This is a genomic window from Acinetobacter sp. YH12105 (assembly GCF_013419095.1).
Taxonomy (GTDB): Bacteria; Pseudomonadota; Gammaproteobacteria; order Pseudomonadales; family Moraxellaceae; genus Acinetobacter; species Acinetobacter pseudolwoffii.
This window is the reverse complement of the sequence record NZ_VPAU01000018.1, coordinates 38039-57648: the sequence shown is the minus strand read 5'-3', so window position 1 is coordinate 57648 and position 19610 is coordinate 38039. Positions and strand designations below refer to the sequence as shown.

Sequence of the window (19610 nt, the reverse complement as noted above, 5' to 3'; positions counted from 1 at the left end):
TAAGCCTGCCGCCAGCGTTCAATCTGAGCCATGATCAAACTCTTCAGTTTAAAATCAGTAGTGCCTAAAGGACACCAATCTTGGCTCATCAATTTTCTGACAAATATTTCTCAAATAAACTTCGAGTAATTTCTACCATTCAATCAATGAAAATAATTTCGATCGATCAACCAGTAAAAATCCACACAAGTTGTTCTTCATAATCTCTTAATGATCTTCTTGTTACTTCGTCAGTAGCAAGCTAGGTCGGCTATGTTACACTAAATTTTGTTAGTGTCAACAAGTAATTTAAATTATTTTAAACTTTCTCCTAAAACCCAATCTCAACACTTCGTGCTAAGTTGCTGTTTTATCAGAAGTTTTAATCTTCATCACTGCCGATGGATGTGCATTCTACAGCATTTCAGAGCGCTTGCAACACTTCTTGCAAAGATTTTTTATCGTGTGTTTGTTTTATAAACCAATAAAAATATAAATAATTGTTTTTTATATAAAATTTATTTTAATTATTTTTGATTTTCATGTGATCTAGCTAAGAACTCTCACCCAAGTAATTACAACCAATTGTTTTAATTAAAATTATTTAAAAAAATCATTTATTACGCACTCCCTATTGCTTAAGGCGTAGTCAATTCTTGTTTTATTCTTCACCGCCCTGACGCTTATATAGACAAAACTTGTTTTATACGGCCTTCTTCCTAGAAATTGGCACTCTATTTAAATATGCAAAATAAACTCCGACCTTAAAATTAAAAAAGCCATTGCTTAAGAGCAATGGCTTTTTCAAAAGATTAGACAACAATTAAAACTTCATACTGACTCTTGCCCAGTAGTTACGGCCAATATTGTTAAATTGCTCATTGGCAGCAAATCCAAAACCAGAACTGCCCATCTTGTTCAAATGCTCGGCATAGGTACGATCTAGGACATTATCGACCCCCACAGAAAGATCTACCCCATTCGTAATGTGATATGTGCCATTTAAAGACAGTGCGCCAAAGCCTGCACTTTTCTTAACATCATAACCAACGATATTCCCTTCACGCTCACTAATTCGGTTTTGACCATCGACCAAACGCCAGTAAGCACCCAAAGTATAATTATCCTGGATATAACGTAAATTCACCCGAGCCTCTAAAGGTGAAATCTGTGGCAACGGCGTATTATCAGTGGTGTTTTCACCCCATGCGTACATGGCACTGACATCAGCCTGAATCGCATCACTAAACTGATAACCAATGCCCGCTTCTGCACCTGCAATGACAGCATCGACATTTCGTGTTTCAGCTTGATCGTTTGCATTGTATTTGGTCAAAATAAAATCTTGAATCAAGCCTGTATAGGCAGATACCCATGAACTTAGGTTTCCATGTTCATGTTGGTAACCTAAATCCAACTGTAGGGTTTTCTCAGTATCAATGCTTTTAAAGGTATTGGTATTACCATTCCCTGTTTTAGGACTGAATAATTCCCAGTAATCCGGCATACGTTCGACATAGCCCACGCCAATATAGGTCTTACCATCGTCATGCTCGGGATGATGATTTTCAAAACGTACAAAGGCACTCGGTAGAGTTTCTTTACGTTCCTGATTTGACTCCACTGCTTCTACATTGACCTGATCCAGACGCAAACCAGACACTAGCTTATTGTTATCACTAAGCTGATAACTGAGCTCACCAAAAGCCCCAACAGACTGGAATTCCATATCTTTAGTACGTGACTGATTTTGATACGGCGTCATCAGACTTCCGTTACGTTTAGTATGTTGGTTATTCTGACTATCGATACCAGTAATCAGCTGTAATTTATTCCATTCATTGGTCATTGCCATACGAGCATTCAATGTTTTACGCGCAACATTGCTCGCCATGGGCATACTCATCATGGGACTAGCCTGAAACTCACGCAGACTATAATTATCCATGACATGATCATTAAAGTTATAGTTCACCTGTGCTTCAATCTTTTGAATCACATCGCTAATATTTTTCTTTTCGAGCTTTAGACCGAGACTTTCACGGGCAAATTTCGATCCATCCATAGCCCGACCAGCATAGACTGCTTCAGCATCCGCTTTACCACCGGTCAGTTCTACCCAGGTATTTTCATCAGGTGTCCAGCCTAAAGCCAGATCCGCATTCCAGCGCTCCCAATCCGAAGGAACAATGGTGCCATTTCCATCTTTATAACTGCCAGATACAGAACGGTTGGTATTCAGACGGATATATTTCTGCTCATCGCCTGCTGCCACTTCAATATTCTGATCCAGTCGGTCAAATGAACCCATCAAGACACTTGTTTGACCACGATAGTTTTTATCATCTTTAAACTGTTCCGGACTGCGCTCAAAAATCACGGTTGCGGCAGATCCAGTATTGGCATATTGAACCGTTTGCGGGCCTTTGATCACCGTAATCTGGTCGTAACTTTCTGGGGAAATATATGAGGTGGGTGAGTCCATCCGACTTGGACAGGCCCCCAGGTTTTCAGTGCCATCGGTCAGGATTTTAATTCTTGAACCAAACATACCCCGGAAAGTCACATCACCATTGGTGCCGGCACCGCTATTCACTGCACTAAAACCGACAATACTTTGTAAATAGTCTGCACCATCTGATGCCGGAATCGGTTGAATCGGCTGTTTCGGATCAGCACGGACAATCAGTCCATTGGCATCATTACCTGCTGTAGAAGTCACCACAATCGGTGCCAAAGTTTGCACGGGCATCGTTTCATTTGCCATTGTGGCTGGTGAATAACAGATAACACAAATCGCAGCCGCAAGTGGCTGTAAAAAAAATTTAGGCTGAGCCATTTTTTTATCTCACTGAATACATAAAAAAGCATGGCTTGAGTCAATAACAACCCAAGCGAAAAATGCAGGTTTATGCAGGCAGTGGCGGCGCTCGTCCCTGAGGAATTAAAAAGAGCTGCTGAAGGACAAACCAGACATGCTTAAAGGTTTTTTGATAAGCAATTAAACGTACCTGAATCCGGTCAAGTACCTGTTTGATATCCAGATCCGGCGGTAAGACTAAATTGGCATAAACCGTACAGTATTGACACTGATGATTGGCATCATGATGATCATGCTGAATATGACCAGATTGGACTTTGAAATGGTGATGTTCACTGGCACTATGCTGTGTATGAACGTCTGTCGCGATAAGAAGCGCACGCGTGATGGTTTCGCAGACCGGAGCAACCTGATATTGCGTCGGTAACAAAGGCTGTAAAAATACAGCAATCTGTAGAAACACAGCTGCAAATGCAAATAGCAGCCCCGCGCGTAAAAACACAGGCCACTCCTAAAATATGCTCATGTCGATTATAACAAAGCCCAATCAGAATTGGGCTTTGTTGGATCATTAAAATAAATTAAAAAAATATCCTAGCGTTTAACTGCCACCTTGTCTTTATTACGCTGGCGTACCAGTTTTTCTACTTTTTCACGTGCACGTTGACGTTTTAATGGCGATAAATAATCAACAAATAATTTGCCACTTAAGTGATCCATTTCATGTTGAATACACACAGCGAGAAGTCCGTCAGCTTCGAGTTCAAATGCTTGACCTTCCAGATTAATTGCCTCGATTTTTACACGTGACGGACGGTCAACTTTATCGTATATTTGAGGAACTGATAGACAGCCTTCTTCGTAGGGCTGCGTTTCTTCAGTCAATGGTGTAATTTTGGGGTTAATAAACACCATCGGTTGATCTTTATTTTCAGACAGATCCATAACAATCAGCTGAATATGACGATCCACCTGAGTCGCGGCAAGTCCGATACCTGGTGCTTCATACATGGTTTCAAACATATCTGCAGCGAGCTGACGAATTTCATCAGTCACATCTTCGACAGGTTGTGCAATGGTACGAAGACGGGGATCCGGGAAACTTAAAATAGGTAATAAGGCCATACTGCGTCCTCAATTATGCCATTGATCAAAAAACCAAATGAAGGGAATGCTTCATCAAAAAATGTGTGTAAGATCGTTATTATAACGCAACTACGCACATAATTTTAGGAATTATGATAATGAAAAAGGTTTTGAAGGGCATGCCATTTTTTAGTGCCTTGGGGTTTAAAAATCAGATGCTGGCACTCGCCGTTTGTGTCGGTGTCGGTATGGGGACTATTCATTCTGCCGAGGCCGCACCTGCACGTAATGTCAATCCGCCGGCATTAAAAGCCAGTGCACCCAATATTTATGTGGTCAAAAAAGGCGATACCCTCTGGGACATCTCAAAACGCTTTTTGAAAAACCCGGTGCGTTGGCCTGAAATCTGGGCCAGCAACAAGCATGTGAAAAATCCACATTGGATTTTCCCGGGCGATCGCCTGTTGATGTGTGATTACCAGGGCCGTCCGATTATTGGCAAAGATGAAGGTGATGGTTGTGACGGTATTATCAGCCGCTATCTGGGCAGCACCTCTCTGCAACCTCAGATTCGGGTTGAATCTTTAAACAATACCATTCCAGTGATTCCACTAGAACATATCAAACAGTGGCTAGAGCGCTATACCCTGATGGCGCCTGATTCAGTTCAAGGCACCCCATACATTCTTGGAACTGCAGATCAGCGCGTACTGGCGGGCAAAGGCCAGAAAGTCTATGTACGTGGTAACGGTCTGGTCGTTGGTCAACGCTATGCCGTTTATCGTGAAGCTGAGCCTTATGTATTTACCGATGCCAATGGCAAGAAATATACTGCTGCACTCGAGCTGCAACAGGTGGCATCTGGTATTGCGGTACGTAGTGAAGGTGAGGTAACCACACTGGAGCTGACTGACAGTTATAACGCGGAGGTGCGTCGCGGTGACCGCGTACTGGCTGAATACGACCCGATGTTACCGACGCTGTTCTACCCAACCAATGCAGAAAGTATTGTGCCTGGTGGTCAGATTGTGCGTGTATTGGGGTCGATTGGTACTGCAGCACGTCATAGTGTCGTCACCCTTGACCGTGGTACGGCACATGGCGTTCAGACAGGTCATGTCTTTAGCGTAAACCAGAAAGGTGAAGTGGTGACTGATCCGAAGACTAAAGAACGGGTGCAATTGCCAGGTGAGCGTATTGGTCAGGTCATGGTCTTTAAAGCCTTCGATCAATTGAGCTATGCCTATGTGCTGGATAGCGAGCTTCCAATTAAAGTGGGTGCCGGCATTCAGCCTCCTTTGTTAGAAGACTAAGGTTGCAAAGTGGGATGATGTTGATAGATCAGCATCATCTCAATTATTTTCATTCATACCAATAATAAGAAGACGCAAAAATAGGTCTCACTATGTTGAACAGATTGTCGACATCACAAATCAATGCCATCACGCTGTGGTATTTGGTGCAACATTCCCTCACCAGCTTTTATAAAATCAGTCGGCATTATGCAGATCTTGCGGATGCAGTCCATTGTTCTCAAATCGAGACCTGGCAAAAGCTCGGCCTTCATAAAAATCATATTCAACGCCTGAAAGACTTTCAAAGCAGCGAATCTCAAACCCATTTTCAGCACAGTCTAGAACAGATTCAGTTGCACAGTGATTTTGTGCTTTTGCATACAGATGCTGAATATCCACAACAACTGAGTCATTATGAGCATAAGCCGCCAATTCTGTTCGGGCAGGGACATGCAGATCAGTTACTCCAGCCACAAATTGCAATTGTTGGCAGTCGCAAGCCAAGTCCGCACGGACAGCAAGTCGCCTATGACTTTGCCTTTTATCTGAGTGAGCAAGGTTTTTATATTAATAGTGGCTTGGCACAAGGGATTGATGAAGCAGCACATCGGGCTGCGCTACAACATCGACGAACGATTGCAGTGATGGGTACAGGGATCGAACAGACCTATCCTGCTGTACATCAAGCACTACGTCAGCAAATGATTAACCACGGTGGTACAGTTATTACTGAGTTTTTACCTTTTACCCCACCCTTGCAGCAGCATTTTCCACGGCGCAACCGAATTGTCAGCGGCTTAAGTCTTGGGGTGATTGTGGCAGAAGCCGCGTTAAAAAGTGGTTCATTGCTTACGGCACAATGGGCAGCGGAACAAGGCAAGAACATATTTGCAATTCCGGGGCATATTTACAGTGAACATCATCAAGGTTGTCATCAACTGATTCGTGAAGGTGCAATTTTAATTGACCATCCACAGCAAGTGATTGAGGATTTAGCCCTAGCAACACAGTGGCAAGCGAATGCAAATCACTTCAAAAAAGATACTTATCCTGAGCAAGAGCGCACTATCCCGCCCCATTTAATTCATCTTTATAATCAACTCGATTGGGTCGGACAGAGTCTGGATCAGCTCAGTTTTCATTTACAACAGGAAGTATCTTCCTTGACCAGTCAATTGATGGAACTTGAGCTGCTCGGCTTGAGTACTCAACAAGCGGGCATGTATCAGCGTTGTCGTCCACTGAAATAAAGTTCACAATAGGGCTTTGTTGTTTTGTATAAGGTATTCACATGATTACTACCTCTGTTGCTGAAGCAGCAGCATGTCTTAAAGACGGACAAGTCTTGGCATATCCTACAGAGGCTGTTTGGGGCTTGGGTTGCGACCCTTATAATGAACAGGCATTTCATCAGATTTTAAAATTGAAACAGCGCCCGATTGAAAAAGGGGTGATTCTATTGGCAGCGCATATTTCACAGGTGGAACATCTGCTGCAAGATTTAACTACAGAAATGCGTGAACAAGTGATTGAATCCTGGAGCAATGACAGACCCGCTGAACGCGCCATTACCTGGCTGCTTCCCGCGCATCAGGAGATTCCGGCCTGGATTAAGGGCGATCATCCCAAAGTGGCGGTTCGCGTTACCAACCATCCACTCTGTATGGCACTGTGTCAGGCCTTTGGCGGTTTTATTGTGTCTACCAGTGCCAATCCTGCAGGATTGGAACCGGCACGTTCACTGCAAGATGCGATTCGCTACTTTGATCAGAATCTGAATTATCTGAATGGTGACTTAGGGTTAAGCCAGCAACCGAGCCGGATTATTGACGCCGTCAGTGGGGCGATTATTCGCGACTAAGTTGGTTCTCAGTCGACTCAGATATTCAAGCTCGACTAAAGTTTTAAGACAAAAAAAAGCTCAACCATATAGGGATGGTTGAGCATAAAAAAGGATGTGCATAAATCACATCCAGAGGGTTCAGAAATCTCTGGGAGTTTGATAAAACAAGGAAAAATATGTTTAATCATTCTCGATGGACGCATTATGAGAGAAAATTAGTGCAACGACAAGTACAATAAAAAACTCAATTAATACATATTTTCTATTAATACTAGGCAACTTTTAACCAAAATTCAAACTATCTTGCTCTTTCTATTCCAGTTTTAAAATAAATTAAGATTTTTATATTTATTTTCACATTTAAAAATTGGGATTTAACAGGCTATTTCAATTAAAAAACCTTGATTGTTTGCTTAATATTTAAACAATTAATATCTTGATAAACTGTTCCTTAGCTTATCACTTTGCTCTTCCCGGATATTGTGCCCATATAATTCCCAGTAAAATGATACCGCCTCCAATACTGTGATACATGGTCCAGGCTTCACCTAACCAGAGATAGGCGACTATCGCGGTAAAAACCGGCATCAGATTCATAAAAATACTGCTACGATTTGGACCGAGTTGCTGTACCGCCATCATCCAAAAAAACGGGGCTAAAATAGAAGGAAAAATTCCGGCATAAACAATACTGGCTGCATTATGGCTATTGATACTGTCCAGACCGAAGTAAAGTACCAATGGAATATGATAGAGACAGGCCATAAAAATCTGGATATACAGACTCAGCAACAGTGGAATCTGAATCTGCCATTTTTTCAGCAAGACACCATAGCAGGCATAGAAAAATACTGCGATCAGCATCAGCAAATCACCGATATAACTGTCGCCCACCGTCAAGAAATGCAACCCCTGCCCTTGGGCCATGACATACATCAGCCCAATAAAAGACAGCAGACTCCCCAGTACCGCAGCCTGTGTCGGGCGAATTTTTAAGACGAAAATACCCACAATAATGGTAAAAATAGGAATAAAGGCATTGATCAGCCCCATATTGGTCGCAGTGGTAAAGTGTGCAGAGCTATAGGCCAATCCTTGATACAGCACCATCCCCAAGGCACTCAAAACTGCAAAGTGTCCAAGATGTGGGCGAATCTCTGGCCAGGCTGCTTTGACCTTGGGCAACAGAAATGGGCTTAAAATTAGCAGTGCCAGTACCCAGCGGTAAAAACTGATACTGATGGGAGAAATATAATCCGCCACATAACGTGTCACCGTCATGTTTAAGGACCAAATAAAAACTGCAGCCAATGGCAATACCATTGCCCACCAGACTGCTTTGTGCTGCTGTGTCATACCCTCATCCATGTGTCGCTTGTCTTGTTATTTAGCGATTGCTATTTGCGCACCCTAGCATAATAGATTTTTCACATGATATTCAGGCAATTTACCGATTTAAGCCTCCTGCCTCAGCAGCTGTTACTTGTATTGAATCTAAATACCCGTTAAAACAAAGATCGATTCAGTCTGAATAAACAGGAAATCTAATGACTCGCTCTGTATATGACATTCCAGTCAAAACCATTCAAGGCCCGGAAACCACCTTAAACCAGTATCAGGGCAAGGTATTGCTTGTGGTGAACGTGGCATCGAAATGTGGTCTGACTCCGCAATATGAAGGTTTGCAAAAGCTGTATAAAGACAAAAAAATGCAAGGTCTGGAAATTCTGGGCTTCCCTGCCAATAACTTTCTGGAGCAGGAACCGGGTAGCGAAGCAGAGATTCAGGAATTCTGCTCTGTCAATTATCAGGTCGACTTCCCGCTCTTTGCTAAAATTTCTGTGGCGGGCGAAGACAAGCATCCGCTCTATACCACGCTGACTCAAGCTGTACCAGAGCGGATCGGTGAAGGCCCGTGGTGGAAAGATCTGGTCGATTATGGCCTGACTCCAAACCAACCGCCTGAAGTGTTATGGAACTTTGAGAAATTTCTGATCAATAAGAATGGCGAAGTGGTTGCACGTTTTGCGCCTGACATTACTGCAGATGATCCGCGAATTGTGGATGCGGTAAATGCCGAACTGGCCAAATAATTGCTAATCGCAAAGTAAGTATGTATTTACCCAATAGATACTTACTTTGTAATTTAAACACAGCGAGTTAAATACATAATGATTCATATAAATCCTATCTATAAGTCGCCCTCAACTTTTATTTTTGGCTATAGTTCGTCGCCTGTTCATCAATCTAACAGGCCTAATCTGCAACGATCCTCGGTTAGATTAACAATACACTTGAAGCAATAAACCATTGAGTAAAAGCAAGCGTATTTTCTATATCAAATGCATTCTACGCGTATGAGAAACCCGTACTGGATCAAGTGAATAGGGAGAATGTAAGCATGCATATCCAGAACTCTCCGTTTCTTAACATCATTACAGCCCAAACAATTTATTGAGTTGAAAACGTGAGTTTTATCTTTATTTTTTAAGCATTTTTAATCGAAGACGGTCTGCGCTTCAGTAAATTTGTTATAACTTTGCAACAATCTTTTTTATCTCCATAGTTTGTCCCTATATTAAATCATGAAATATTTCCACCTGCACCGAGACCCTGATTCCATGTCCAAGATTCTTGCCAATGCCGTTCTTCCTTTTGCATTATTTAGCTCAGGGATTTTACTGATGGGATGTGAACAGGCAGTTGAAGCACCCACTGAGCAAGCGGAAACTCGTAGTTCCGATCTTGACACTGCCAGCCAGCCGCAAACTGGCGCTACAGCAACAACTGAGCTTAGATCGGGCAATATGTTTTATATGGTTCGTGATGTGGCTGACTTACAGCTGAAAGCAGGCAGTTATGTGGAACAGTTGAAGCAGACTCAGACCGAGCTACAAAGTGCAGTAGAAGCCAAGGATACTCAGCAACTGCAGTCCACCGCAACCCAGTTACAACAGCAACTCAACAGCTTTAATCAGGTACTCGGCAACCTGAACTTAAAAAGTCAGGAAATTGACCAGATCCGCAGCAATATCATGAGTGCCAATCAGCAAGTCTTGGCCTCACCGCTGTTGAATGGTGACATGGATTTAAGCCAGATCGACCTGAAAAAAATTGAATCGCAGATGGTCAATGTGCAAGCTGAAATGATCAAACTGGCGGGGCTGCTGATCCAGAATCCAGAGCAAAAATCAGACAGTACGACTGAACAGGAAAATACCTAAACCTTCATCTAAGGCGATAGATCGGAAAGCATCTTCCTCAATCGCCTTATCTGCTTTACACTGTGATTTATTATAAAAACTAATTTAAATTAAAAGCTTATATCTAATAAAATAATCAGGAGTTCAATCATGTCGAATTCAGTGCTGTATTCTGTTGTTCCGGTCGAATCCCGACTTGACCTGAAAGATCCCTTTATTTTCACTGTTCACCATCAGGATCATTATCCACAAGGCAATGCCGAATTAGGGCCAGTTACACCGCCGTATCAGCATGAATATGACATGTATTATGGCGAGCAAATTCCCGGCTTTCCGGAGCATCCGCATACCGGTTTTGAAACCATTACCATTGTCGAATGCGGTTATGTCGACCATTTTGACTCGCTCGGAAACTCGGGACGTTATGCCGCAGGTGATGTGCAATGGCTGACCACCGGCAATGGGGTACAGCACTGCGAAATGTTTCCTTTAGTTCATCAAGATCAGGATAATCCTCTGGAGCTGTTTCAAATCTGGCTGAATTCCTCACCGGAACAGAAAACGCAGCCGGCCGATTATAAAATGTTGTGGCGTGAACAGATTCCACATGTACTTTCAGCCGATACAGCCGGAAGTAAAGCGGATATTCGGGTCATTTCAGGGCAGTTTAAAGACACCGAAGCACTGGATCGTCCACCCCATTCTTGGGCAGCACCTACTGAAAACAGGGTCAATATTTATATGATCACACTTGCGCCTGAGGCTGAACTCATTATTCCGGCAAGTACTGCGAGCGCGACGCGTTTTTGTTATTTCTACCAAGGCAAAAGCCTGGAGCTGGAAGGACAGAAAATACAGGTCAAGCATCTGATAGAACTCAAACCAGATCAGGATATTCATCTCAAAGGTGGTTTACTGGAATCACATATTTTATGGCTAGAAGGTGAACCGATTGGTGCGCCTGTGGCAATGCGTGGGCCCTTTGTGTTAAATACTCCGCAGGAACTGGATGCTGCTTTTCGCCGTTATCGTGACACCCAGTTTGGTACTTGGCCTTGGCCAAACGCTGAACTATCATTTCCACGAGAACAACCTCGTTTTGCCAGTTATGACGGTGGTCAACGCGAAGAATATCCAGAACAAAGAAGCCACTGAATAGTGGCTTCTTTGTCGAGTCAATATTTTATTTCTTCGGGCTTTTGACCACGACCAGTTTCTTTTGCACAAATTCTTTGAAACCATCAATCGAGAGTTCATGGCCATAACCGGAGTTCTTCATCCCGCCAAATGGTAATTCCGGCGTGGTATCGGTAAACCAGTTGATCCAGATCATGCCGGTTTCCACCCGTGACGCCAGTTGTTTAGCGCGCTCAATATCTTGCGCATGGATCACGCCGCCCAGACCATAATTAGAATCATTGGCAATTTCGACAATTTCATCATCATCTTTTGCGACATAAATTTGCGCCACCGGACCAAAGAATTCTTCATACCAGGCTTCATTTTCACGCGTGATATTTTCCAGAATGGTCGGTGCATAGAAATTGCCTTGATGTTCTACGGCTTTAGCACCAGTAACTACAGTTGCACCTTGCGCTACGGCTTTTTCGACTTGTTTGGTGAGCTTTTCTAAGGCATCTTTTGAAGACAGTGGCCCTAGCGTGGTTTCCGGATTAAGCGGATCACCGAGTTTCAATTGCTCAAAGGCTTTGAGCATGCCAGCTTTAAACTGTTCGGCAATTTTTTCATGCAGGATAAATCGTTTCGCCGCCGTACAGACTTGGCCGGCATTATTGACCCGGGCCTGACAGCCTAATTTAATTGCGCGTTCCAGATCTGCATCATCCAGTACGATAAATACATCATTCCCGCCCAGTTCCAGCGTTGATTTTTTAAGATGTTTTCCGGCCTGTTCAGCGACTGCACTGCCCGCACCTTCTGAACCTGTGAGTGCCACACCACGTACACGTTTATCGGCAATCACGTCTTTCACCTGATCGGAACTGATAAACAGATTGGTCCAGACGCCTTTGGGTGCGCCTGCATCCAAGACCAGTTGCTCAAAGGCTTCCGCACATTGCGGTACAATGCCAGCATGTTTTGCCAAGACTGGATTACCAATGGCGCAGTTTGGGGCAAAGACCCGCATCAGTTGATAAAACGGGAAGTTCCACGGTTCAACTGCCATGATAATACCCAGTGGATGATGCTCGACCCACGCTTCACCCAAATCGGTCTGATAAGACACTGGCGCTAAAAATTCTTTGGCATGATCCGCATAGTATTCTGCAATTTTGGCGCAGGTTTCGATTTCACCTTCACTCTGCTTAATCAGTTTCCCCATATCCTGGGTCATAAGCTTGGCCAGTTCAGCTTTTTGCGCTCGCATGTTGGTAGCCAATTTACGCAGTACTGCAATACGGGTATCGACCTGCTGTGACCATTCTGACTTTAGGATTTTTTCTGCGCTATCGAGTGCATTTTGAATATCTTGATCGCTATGGGATGGGTAGTCTTTCAATTTTTGATTGGTAAATGGATTAATAGATTGATAAGCCATGGTTTTCCCTTTTTCAATTATAAGTTTTGCCTGTTCTAAACTTCTATCGTATTAAGCTATAACAAGCGAAATCTGTTCGAATCATTTAACTTATCACTGATTTTTTTATGGTGTGTGCAGGTTTACAGATTGGTTCAAAACATTACTGAGAAAGGGTAAAAGTTATATCGAGTGGTACAAATTAAAATTTATTTAAGAATCGGAAATGTAAAACCAACACTCTCAAGATCGATACTTGCAAAAATTCCAAGCTAAAACAAATAATCTAAATCAGCTGTTTTAAGGTGATGCTAAAAATATAAATTTCAAATTTTCAGGTGTGTAGTACATTATTCTATATAGTAGAAAAAAGAAAATTCATAATGAGTCAAATACCATCTAATATCATTCAAACAGCAGAAAACTATTTTGATAATACAGTTTTAGAAACGACTGATACTATTTTTCAAGAAATTTTAAAAGCTTTTCCAATAGCATCTTCAGGTTTAGCGATTTATAAAGTTTTCAGAAGCTATAACGAAAAGCAAAAATTAAAAAATATCCTGGAATTTATAAAGGAAGGTGAAAAGTTAGCATCAGGAACATTACTAAAAATCTTCAAGAATCAAAACAACTTAGAAATAGGTGGTGAATTACTCAATGCTTTAGATAAAGTCTATTTAATCCATCAATCTAAAATGCTCGCTCGTTTAGCTCTTTTATATGATGCGAAAGAAATAAATCGTGAAAATTTTTTAAGATATGCTCATATTATTCCTCAATTTACATCGTTTTTATTAGAAGGGTTAGAAAAAGCCTACTTATCATTTGAAATGAACAAATTCGAGAAGGATTACCGCCTTACGAATAATGAATGTAACTTTTCAGCATCTGAATTAGAAAAGTTTGGTTTTTTGTACGTAGTAGCTACATTTGGTTCTGGCAATAATTATGGTAGAGAAAAAGACTTAATCTTTTTTTATGAACACATATATAAAAACAAACATGATAAGAACCTATGAACCATAAAAAAACCACCCTTTCGGGTGGTTTCTTCAATCTTAAACCTGCAATTACATTGCGCGGTTTTTGATTTTGCGGATCGTTTCCAGCTGAGCAGCAGTTTCTGCAAGAGCAGCCAAAGCAGCAGCAGCGTCCAAATCGCCCTTTTGATTTGCTAGCAATTGTTCAGCGTGTTTACGCGCTTCAATAATTGCAGCTTCATCTAAGTTTTCTGCACGGACTGCAGTATCTGCAAGAACCGTAACAACATGCGGTTGAACTTCTAGAACACCACCAGATACATAGATTAATTCTTCTGTACCGTTTTCCAAAATAACGCGGATCGCGCCAGGTTGGAGCAAAGTTACCAGCGGAGCGTGACCAGGCATAATACCTAACTCACCGCCAGCACCTTTAGCAATTAGCATAGTTACAGTGCCTGAGTACAAAGACTCTTGAACACTTACAACGTCACATTGCATAGTCGCCATGAGAATCTCCTAAATTAGGGAACTAATTAAAGTTTCTCAGCTTTAGCAATCACTTCGTCAATACCACCAACCATGTAGAACGCTTGTTCTGGGATGTGATCGTATTCACCAGCTAGAAGACCTTTAAAGCCACGAATCGTTTCTTTAAGAGATACTAATTTACCAGGAGCACCAGTAAATACTTCAGCTACGTGGAACGGTTGAGAGAAGAAACGCTGGATTTTACGCGCACGGTAAACAACCAGTTTATCTTCTTCAGCAAGCTCGTCCATACCAAGAATCGCGATGATGTCTTTAAGCTCTTTATAACGTTGCAATACGTTCTGTACAGAACGTGCAATTTCATAATGCTCTTGACCAACAACTAACGGATCTAACTGGCGTGAAGTTGAGTCTAGTGGATCGATCGCTGGGTAAATACCAGAAGATGCGATGTCACGGCTCAATACAACAGTTGCGTCCAAGTGAGCAAACGTTGTAGCAGGCGATGGATCTGTTAAGTCATCGGCAGGTACGTATACCGCTTGGATTGACGTAATAGAACCAGACTTAGTCGATGTAATACGTTCTTGAAGAACACCCATCTCTTCTGCAAGTGTAGGCTGGTAACCTACTGCAGATGGCATACGACCTAGAAGTGCTGATACTTCAGTACCCGCTAGTGTATAGCGATAGATGTTGTCTACGAACAATAGTACGTCACGGCCTTTACCGTTTTCGTCTTTCTCGTCACGGAAATATTCAGCCATAGTAAGACCAGTCAACGCTACGCGTAAACGGTTACCCGGTGGCTCGTTCATCTGACCGTAGACCATTGCTACTTTGTCTAGAACGTTAGAATCTTTCATTTCGTGATAGAAGTCATTACCTTCACGAGTACGCTCACCAACACCAGCAAACACAGATAAACCTGAGTGAGCTTTCGCGATGTTGTTGATCAATTCCATCATGTTTACAGTTTTACCAACACCGGCACCACCGAACAGACCAACTTTACCACCTTTCGCAAACGGGCATAGCAAGTCGATGACTTTAATACCAGTTTCTAGAAGGTCAGTAGAAGCTGCTTGTTCTGCATAAGAAGGTGCAGAGCGGTGAATTGGTAAACGCGCTTCAGTCGCAACAGGACCAGCTTCGTCGATCGGGCGACCAAGAACGTCCATGATACGGCCTAGAGTCGCTGTACCTACAGGTACAGAAATCGGCGCGCCAGTGTTAACTACGTTCAAACCACGCTTAAGGCCTTCAGTAGAACCCATTGCAATAGTACGAACTACGCCATCACCAAGCTGTTGCTGAACTTCTAAAGTAGTTTCAGTACCATCTACTTGGAGAGCGTCATAGATCTTAGGAACGCTGTTGCGTTCAAACTCGACGTCGATAACCGCGCCGATGATCTGAATGATACGACCGCTATTCATTGCTGTCTCCTCAATTCAAAATAATGTTAAACGGCAGCGGCACCACCAACGATCTCAGAAATTTCCTGAGTAATCGCGGCTTGACGCAGCTTGTTATAAATAAGTTGCAGGCTCTTAATGATCTCGCCTGCGTTGTCTGTCGCTGCTTTCATAGCGACCATACGTGCAGACTGCTCACATGCGATGTTTTCAATCACACCTTGATACACCACAGACTCGATATAGCGAACCAACAAGCCATTTAAAAGCTCTTCAGCTTCAGGCTCGTAGATATAATCCCAACCGTATTGACGGTTAAGAGTCTTGTCTTCTTCAGCAGCAGCCAAAGGAACAAGTTGTTCGATCTTTTGATTTTGAGTCATGGCATTGACAAAGCCGTTTGACACTAGATAAATACGATCTAACTCGCCTTTATCATAAGCATCCAACATCACCTGTACAGAACCAGATAACTGCTCAAGACTTGGAGTATCACCGACTTGCGTCGTCGCCCCAAGCACTTTACCGCCGTAGTTTTTAAAAAACGAAACCGCTTTTTGACCAATTAAAGCAAATTGAACTTCAATTGACTGCTCTTGTTGCTGTTGAACGTGTTTAACCACTTTCTTGAACAAGTTAATGTTCAAACCACCAGCAAGGCCACGATCTGAAGACACAATGATATAGCCAACGCGCTTAACCGGGCGTTCAACCATATAACGGTGTTTGTATTCAGGGTTCGCTTGGACCAAATGAGCAATTACACGGTGCATATTTTCGGCATACGGACGGCCTTGAGCCATGCGCTCTTGCGCACGACGCATCTTAGAAGCTGCTACCATTTGCATCGCTCGAGTAATCTTTTGCGTGCTCTTGATACTAGCTACTTTGGCGCGAATTTCTTTTAAATTTGCCATACGCTTAACCTAGTATTCGAAAGCCCTTGCGAGCTTCCGAAGGTTGATTCCGTGAACCAAACCAACACTAATCTAGCAAGTTGCTAAATTAGTAAGTTTGAGTCGCTTTAAAGCTTTCAATACCTGCTTTGATTGCAGCTTCGATGTCTTTGTTGTAATCACCAGAGGCATCGATTTGTTGCATTAACGCAGCATGTTCTGAACGGAAGTAAGAAATCAACGCAGCATCAAAGTCTACGATTTTCTTAACGTCTACGTCAGCCATGTAGCCTTCGTTAGATGCATAAATTGAAACAGCCTGGTCAGCAATTGAGTAAGGAGCATATTGTTTTTGCTTCATTAACTCAGTTACACGTTGACCATGTTCAAGTTGCTTACGAGTTGCTTCGTCAAGATCAGAAGCGAACTGAGCAAATGCTGCCAATTCACGGTATTGCGCCAAAGCAGTACGGATACCACCAGACAATTTCTTGATGATCTTGGTTTGCGCTGAACCACCAACACGAGATACAGAGATACCCGCGTTCACAGCAGGACGAATACCTGCGTTGAATAATGATGTTTCAAGGAAGATCTGACCATCAGTAATCGAAATTACGTTGGTTGGTACGAATGCAGATACGTCACCCGCTTGAGTTTCAATAATCGGCAATGCAGTTAATGAACCAGTTTGGCCTTTAACTTCACCGTTAGTGAATTTCTCAACGTAGTCAGCAGATACACGAGAAGCACGTTCAAGTAGACGTGAATGTAGATAGAACACGTCACCTGGATACGCTTCACGACCTGGTGGACGGCGTAAAAGCAATGAAATTTGACGATACGCAACAGCTTGCTTAGACAAGTCATCATAAATGATTAACGCGTCTTCACCACGGTCACGGTAGTATTCACCCATTGTACAGCCAGAGTACGGAGCCAAATACAGCATTGCTGCTGGATCAGATGCACCTGCTGCGACAACAGTGGTATACGCCATAGCGCCAGTTTCCTCTAGCTTGCGTACCACGTTAGCGATAGTCGATTGTTTTTGACCGATTGCTACGTATACACATTTAATGCCAGAGTTTTTCTGAGCGATGATCGCGTCGATCGCCATTGCTGTTTTACCAGTTTGACGGTCACCAATGATCAGCTCACGCTGACCACGGCCTACAGGGATCATTGTATCTACTGATTTATAACCAGTTTGTACAGGTTGATCCACTGACTGACGCCAAATTACGCCTGGTGCTACTTTTTCAACAGCATCAGTTAATTTAGCATCGATCGGGCCTTTACCATCAATCGGGTTACCCAAAGCATCTACTACACGGCCTAAAAGTTCTGGACCAACCGGAACTTCTAATACACGACCTGTGCAACGCGCTTTTTGACCTTCTTGAAGGCTTAAGTAGTTACCTAAAACAACGACGCCCACTGAATCCTGTTCTAGGTTCAGTGCCATACCATAAAGGCCGCCGTCGAATTCGATCATTTCACCGTACATTGCATCAGCAAGGCCGTGAATACGCACAATACCGTCGGAAACCATAACAATGGTCCCTTCGTTCTTAGCGGTTGCGCTGGTGTCCAGATCGCCGATACGCTGTTTAATGAGCGCACTGATCTCGGATGGATTCAGTTGTTGCATTGCGCTATACCTCAATCTTTTTAAAGTTCAGTCTTCTTATTTCTTAAGCAAGAAGACGAGTACGCATTTTCTCAAGCTTGTTAAGCGCAGAATCATCTATCACTTGGTCGCCTGCACGAATAACTACACCAGCAATAAGCTCTGGTTTCACTTCTACAGAAACACTTACTGCAGCTTCGAATTTCTTCTCTAATGCATGCGTCAGTAATTGTTCCTGAACAGAAGTTAATGGGAATGCTGATTCAATCACAACATCCACAGTATTGTTATTCTGTGATTTGAGCTGTTCATATTCTGCAGCAATTTCAGGAAGAAGCGTCAAACGGTTGTTTTCAGCAAGCAATGTCAGGAAGTTAGACACTGCTGCAGTTTGGTCTTCACCTAAAACTTTGGCAAAAAGAGACACCTGCTCAGCAGGTGTAAGCTCCGGGCGATTTAGATAAGCTGAAAATGCTTCGTCTTGCACCGCAGCACTGAGCAATTCAAGTGCAGTTGACCAAGAGTCAGTTGCACCCTGCTCAGAAGCGTAAGCAAATGCTGCTTTTGCATAAGGGCGTGCTAACGTCAAGAGTTCAGCCATAATCTGCCTCTCTTAAAGTTTAGCAGCCAGCTGAGTCAGCATGGCATTGTGAGCTTCTGCATCAACTTGCTGGCTAAGAATTTTCTCAGCACCAGTCACTGCAAGAGCAGCCACTTGTTGACGCAATTCTTCGCGAGCAGAATTGATTTCGGTATCAACAGCTTCTTTCGCTTGTTGACGAATACGCTCACCTTCAGCAGATGCTTGAGTACGCGCTTCTTCTACCAACTGTGCTGCACGACGGTTCGCTTGTTCGATAAATTGAGCCGCTTGTGCTTTTGCCGTGTCCAGTTCAGCTTTCACTTGTGCTTGCGCATCTGCAAGGTCAGCTTTCGCTTTTTCAGCAGCATTTAAGCCATCAGCGATACGACGCTGACGTTCACTAATCGCATTGATTAGTGGTGGCCATACAAACTTCATGCAGAACGCGACAAAAATCGCAAACGCAATCGCTTGGCCAAACAATGTGAGGTTGATATTCATTGCAAATTCCTCAAATAGTGAATTTCGGAATTAAGCTGATTAACCTACAAATGGATTAGCGAAGATGAAGAACAAGCCAATACCAACACCGATCATAGGCACAGCATCAAGAAGACCTGCGATTAAGAACATACGAGTTTGAAGTTGCGGAGCCAATTCTGGTTGACGAGCAACAGCTTCAAGGAAACGGCCGCCTAGAAGACCAAAACCAATCGCAGTACCTAAAGCACCGAAAGCGATCAAGATAGCAGATGCAATTGCAACTAGACCTAAAGTGAGTTCCATGATAATTCCTCAGAGGTTAGGTTTTATACCAAATTAAGTTAAAAAATTGTGTG

At 43.0% G+C, this 19610-nt stretch carries 19 protein-coding genes; 7 read left to right on the top strand and 12 right to left on the bottom strand.

Annotated elements, in window-relative coordinates:
* Positions 1-802: 802 nt before the first annotated feature.
* The 3 genes from FTU44_RS12610 to def all read right to left on the bottom strand — a co-directional run bounded on the left by FTU44_RS12610 (position 803) and on the right by def (position 3925).
* Positions 803-2818: a TonB-dependent copper receptor gene (locus FTU44_RS12610; protein ID WP_159516701.1), complete on the bottom strand. Its 2016-nt coding sequence runs from the start codon at positions 2816-2818 to the stop codon at positions 803-805.
* A 70-nt stretch (positions 2819-2888) separates the two neighbouring features.
* Positions 2889-3302, bottom strand: a complete 414-nt coding sequence (locus tag FTU44_RS12605; protein ID WP_005173863.1) for a DUF2946 family protein — start codon at positions 3300-3302, stop codon at positions 2889-2891.
* A gap of 92 nt (positions 3303-3394) precedes the next feature.
* Positions 3395-3925, bottom strand: coding sequence for a peptide deformylase (gene def / locus FTU44_RS12600; protein ID WP_005173860.1), 531 nt, complete (start codon positions 3923-3925; stop codon positions 3395-3397).
* A gap of 119 nt (positions 3926-4044) precedes the next feature.
* Between def and FTU44_RS12595 the strand changes: the two genes are divergently transcribed.
* The 3 genes from FTU44_RS12595 (at position 4045) to FTU44_RS12585 (ending at position 7042) form a co-directional block, all read left to right on the top strand.
* Positions 4045-5199 (top strand): LysM peptidoglycan-binding domain-containing protein, encoded by a 1155-nt coding sequence (locus FTU44_RS12595; protein ID WP_005094531.1) that lies wholly within the window; start codon positions 4045-4047, stop codon positions 5197-5199.
* Between the two features lie 92 nt (positions 5200-5291).
* Positions 5292-6431 carry a DNA-processing protein DprA gene (gene dprA / locus FTU44_RS12590; RefSeq protein WP_100329712.1) on the top strand — a complete coding sequence of 380 codons (1140 nt, stop codon included), beginning with the start codon at positions 5292-5294 and terminating at the stop codon, positions 6429-6431.
* A 41-nt stretch (positions 6432-6472) separates the two neighbouring features.
* The gene (locus FTU44_RS12585; RefSeq protein WP_074383691.1) at positions 6473-7042 is read left to right on the top strand and encodes an L-threonylcarbamoyladenylate synthase; all 570 of its coding nucleotides are present in this window, start codon (positions 6473-6475) and stop codon (positions 7040-7042) included.
* A 441-nt stretch (positions 7043-7483) separates the two neighbouring features.
* Here FTU44_RS12585 and FTU44_RS12580 read toward each other — a convergent pair whose 3' ends face one another.
* Positions 7484-8380, bottom strand: a complete 897-nt coding sequence (locus FTU44_RS12580) for a DMT family transporter (protein ID WP_005173847.1) — start codon at positions 8378-8380, stop codon at positions 7484-7486.
* 191 nt (positions 8381-8571) lie between these two features.
* Here FTU44_RS12580 and FTU44_RS12575 point away from each other — a divergent pair, with 191 nt between their 5' ends.
* The 3 genes from FTU44_RS12575 (at position 8572) to FTU44_RS12565 (ending at position 11382) form a co-directional block, all read left to right on the top strand.
* Positions 8572-9117 carry a glutathione peroxidase gene (locus FTU44_RS12575; RefSeq protein WP_005173845.1) on the top strand — a complete coding sequence of 182 codons (546 nt, stop codon included), beginning with the start codon at positions 8572-8574 and terminating at the stop codon, positions 9115-9117.
* 528 nt (positions 9118-9645) lie between these two features.
* Complete coding sequence (locus FTU44_RS12570; RefSeq protein ID WP_180050947.1) at positions 9646-10248, top strand: hypothetical protein; 603 nt, start codon at positions 9646-9648, stop codon at positions 10246-10248.
* 129 nt (positions 10249-10377) lie between these two features.
* Positions 10378-11382, top strand: coding sequence for a pirin family protein (locus FTU44_RS12565; protein ID WP_180050945.1), 1005 nt, complete (start codon positions 10378-10380; stop codon positions 11380-11382).
* A 28-nt stretch (positions 11383-11410) separates the two neighbouring features.
* On the opposite strand, the gene FTU44_RS12560 is transcribed toward FTU44_RS12565, so the two are convergent.
* A complete protein-coding gene (locus FTU44_RS12560; protein ID WP_180050942.1) occupies positions 11411-12787 on the bottom strand; it encodes an NAD-dependent succinate-semialdehyde dehydrogenase in 1377 nt (458 codons plus the stop codon).
* A 362-nt stretch (positions 12788-13149) separates the two neighbouring features.
* On the opposite strand from FTU44_RS12560, the gene FTU44_RS12555 reads away from it, so the two are divergent.
* On the top strand, positions 13150-13788 hold the full coding sequence (locus FTU44_RS12555; RefSeq protein WP_180050939.1) for a hypothetical protein: 639 nt from the start codon (positions 13150-13152) through the stop codon (positions 13786-13788).
* Positions 13789-13839: 51 nt separating this feature from the next.
* On the opposite strand, the gene FTU44_RS12550 is transcribed toward FTU44_RS12555, so the two are convergent.
* From FTU44_RS12550 to atpE, 7 genes are all read right to left on the bottom strand, one after another.
* Complete coding sequence (locus FTU44_RS12550) at positions 13840-14259, bottom strand: F0F1 ATP synthase subunit epsilon (RefSeq protein WP_004814254.1); 420 nt, start codon at positions 14257-14259, stop codon at positions 13840-13842.
* Between the two features lie 26 nt (positions 14260-14285).
* Positions 14286-15680 carry a F0F1 ATP synthase subunit beta gene (gene atpD / locus FTU44_RS12545; protein WP_004280997.1) on the bottom strand — a complete coding sequence of 465 codons (1395 nt, stop codon included), beginning with the start codon at positions 15678-15680 and terminating at the stop codon, positions 14286-14288.
* A 26-nt stretch (positions 15681-15706) separates the two neighbouring features.
* On the bottom strand, positions 15707-16576 hold the full coding sequence (gene atpG, locus FTU44_RS12540) for a F0F1 ATP synthase subunit gamma (protein WP_004280996.1): 870 nt from the start codon (positions 16574-16576) through the stop codon (positions 15707-15709).
* Positions 16577-16664: 88 nt separating this feature from the next.
* Entirely contained in the window at positions 16665-18209 is a 1545-nt protein-coding gene (atpA, locus tag FTU44_RS12535; protein ID WP_074383695.1) for a F0F1 ATP synthase subunit alpha, read from the bottom strand.
* A gap of 43 nt (positions 18210-18252) precedes the next feature.
* Positions 18253-18789: a F0F1 ATP synthase subunit delta gene (locus FTU44_RS12530; protein WP_005173826.1), complete on the bottom strand. Its 537-nt coding sequence runs from the start codon at positions 18787-18789 to the stop codon at positions 18253-18255.
* A gap of 12 nt (positions 18790-18801) precedes the next feature.
* On the bottom strand, positions 18802-19272 hold the full coding sequence (locus tag FTU44_RS12525) for a F0F1 ATP synthase subunit B (protein WP_180050936.1): 471 nt from the start codon (positions 19270-19272) through the stop codon (positions 18802-18804).
* A 39-nt stretch (positions 19273-19311) separates the two neighbouring features.
* Positions 19312-19557: a F0F1 ATP synthase subunit C gene (gene atpE / locus FTU44_RS12520; RefSeq protein WP_000424060.1), complete on the bottom strand. Its 246-nt coding sequence runs from the start codon at positions 19555-19557 to the stop codon at positions 19312-19314.
* Positions 19558-19610 lie beyond the last annotated feature (53 nt).

Bases quoted from the DNA above. Each gene is read 5' to 3' on its own strand.
- FTU44_RS12555 (WP_180050939.1), top strand. From the start codon at position 13,150: ATGAGTCAAATACCATCTAATATCATTCAAACAGCAGAAAACTATTTT.
- dprA (WP_100329712.1), top strand. From the start codon at position 5,292: ATGTTGAACAGATTGTCGACATCACAAATCAATGCCATCACGCTGTGG.
- atpG (WP_004280996.1), bottom strand. From the start codon at position 16,576: ATGGCAAATTTAAAAGAAATTCGCGCCAAAGTAGCTAGTATCAAGAGC.
- FTU44_RS12525 (WP_180050936.1), bottom strand. From the start codon at position 19,272: ATGAATATCAACCTCACATTGTTTGGCCAAGCGATTGCGTTTGCGATT.
- FTU44_RS12585 (WP_074383691.1), top strand. From the start codon at position 6,473: ATGATTACTACCTCTGTTGCTGAAGCAGCAGCATGTCTTAAAGACGGA.
- FTU44_RS12610 (WP_159516701.1), bottom strand. From the start codon at position 2,818: ATGGCTCAGCCTAAATTTTTTTTACAGCCACTTGCGGCTGCGATTTGT.
- atpA (WP_074383695.1), bottom strand. From the start codon at position 18,209: ATGCAACAACTGAATCCATCCGAGATCAGTGCGCTCATTAAACAGCGT.
- FTU44_RS12595 (WP_005094531.1), top strand. From the start codon at position 4,045: ATGAAAAAGGTTTTGAAGGGCATGCCATTTTTTAGTGCCTTGGGGTTT.
- atpD (WP_004280997.1), bottom strand. From the start codon at position 15,680: ATGAATAGCGGTCGTATCATTCAGATCATCGGCGCGGTTATCGACGTC.
- FTU44_RS12560 (WP_180050942.1), bottom strand. From the start codon at position 12,787: ATGGCTTATCAATCTATTAATCCATTTACCAATCAAAAATTGAAAGAC.
- def (WP_005173860.1), bottom strand. From the start codon at position 3,925: ATGGCCTTATTACCTATTTTAAGTTTCCCGGATCCCCGTCTTCGTACC.
- FTU44_RS12530 (WP_005173826.1), bottom strand. From the start codon at position 18,789: ATGGCTGAACTCTTGACGTTAGCACGCCCTTATGCAAAAGCAGCATTT.
- FTU44_RS12580 (WP_005173847.1), bottom strand. From the start codon at position 8,380: ATGACACAGCAGCACAAAGCAGTCTGGTGGGCAATGGTATTGCCATTG.
- FTU44_RS12575 (WP_005173845.1), top strand. From the start codon at position 8,572: ATGACTCGCTCTGTATATGACATTCCAGTCAAAACCATTCAAGGCCCG.
- FTU44_RS12550 (WP_004814254.1), bottom strand. From the start codon at position 14,259: ATGGCGACTATGCAATGTGACGTTGTAAGTGTTCAAGAGTCTTTGTAC.
- atpE (WP_000424060.1), bottom strand. From the start codon at position 19,557: ATGGAACTCACTTTAGGTCTAGTTGCAATTGCATCTGCTATCTTGATC.
- FTU44_RS12570 (WP_180050947.1), top strand. From the start codon at position 9,646: ATGTCCAAGATTCTTGCCAATGCCGTTCTTCCTTTTGCATTATTTAGC.
- FTU44_RS12565 (WP_180050945.1), top strand. From the start codon at position 10,378: ATGTCGAATTCAGTGCTGTATTCTGTTGTTCCGGTCGAATCCCGACTT.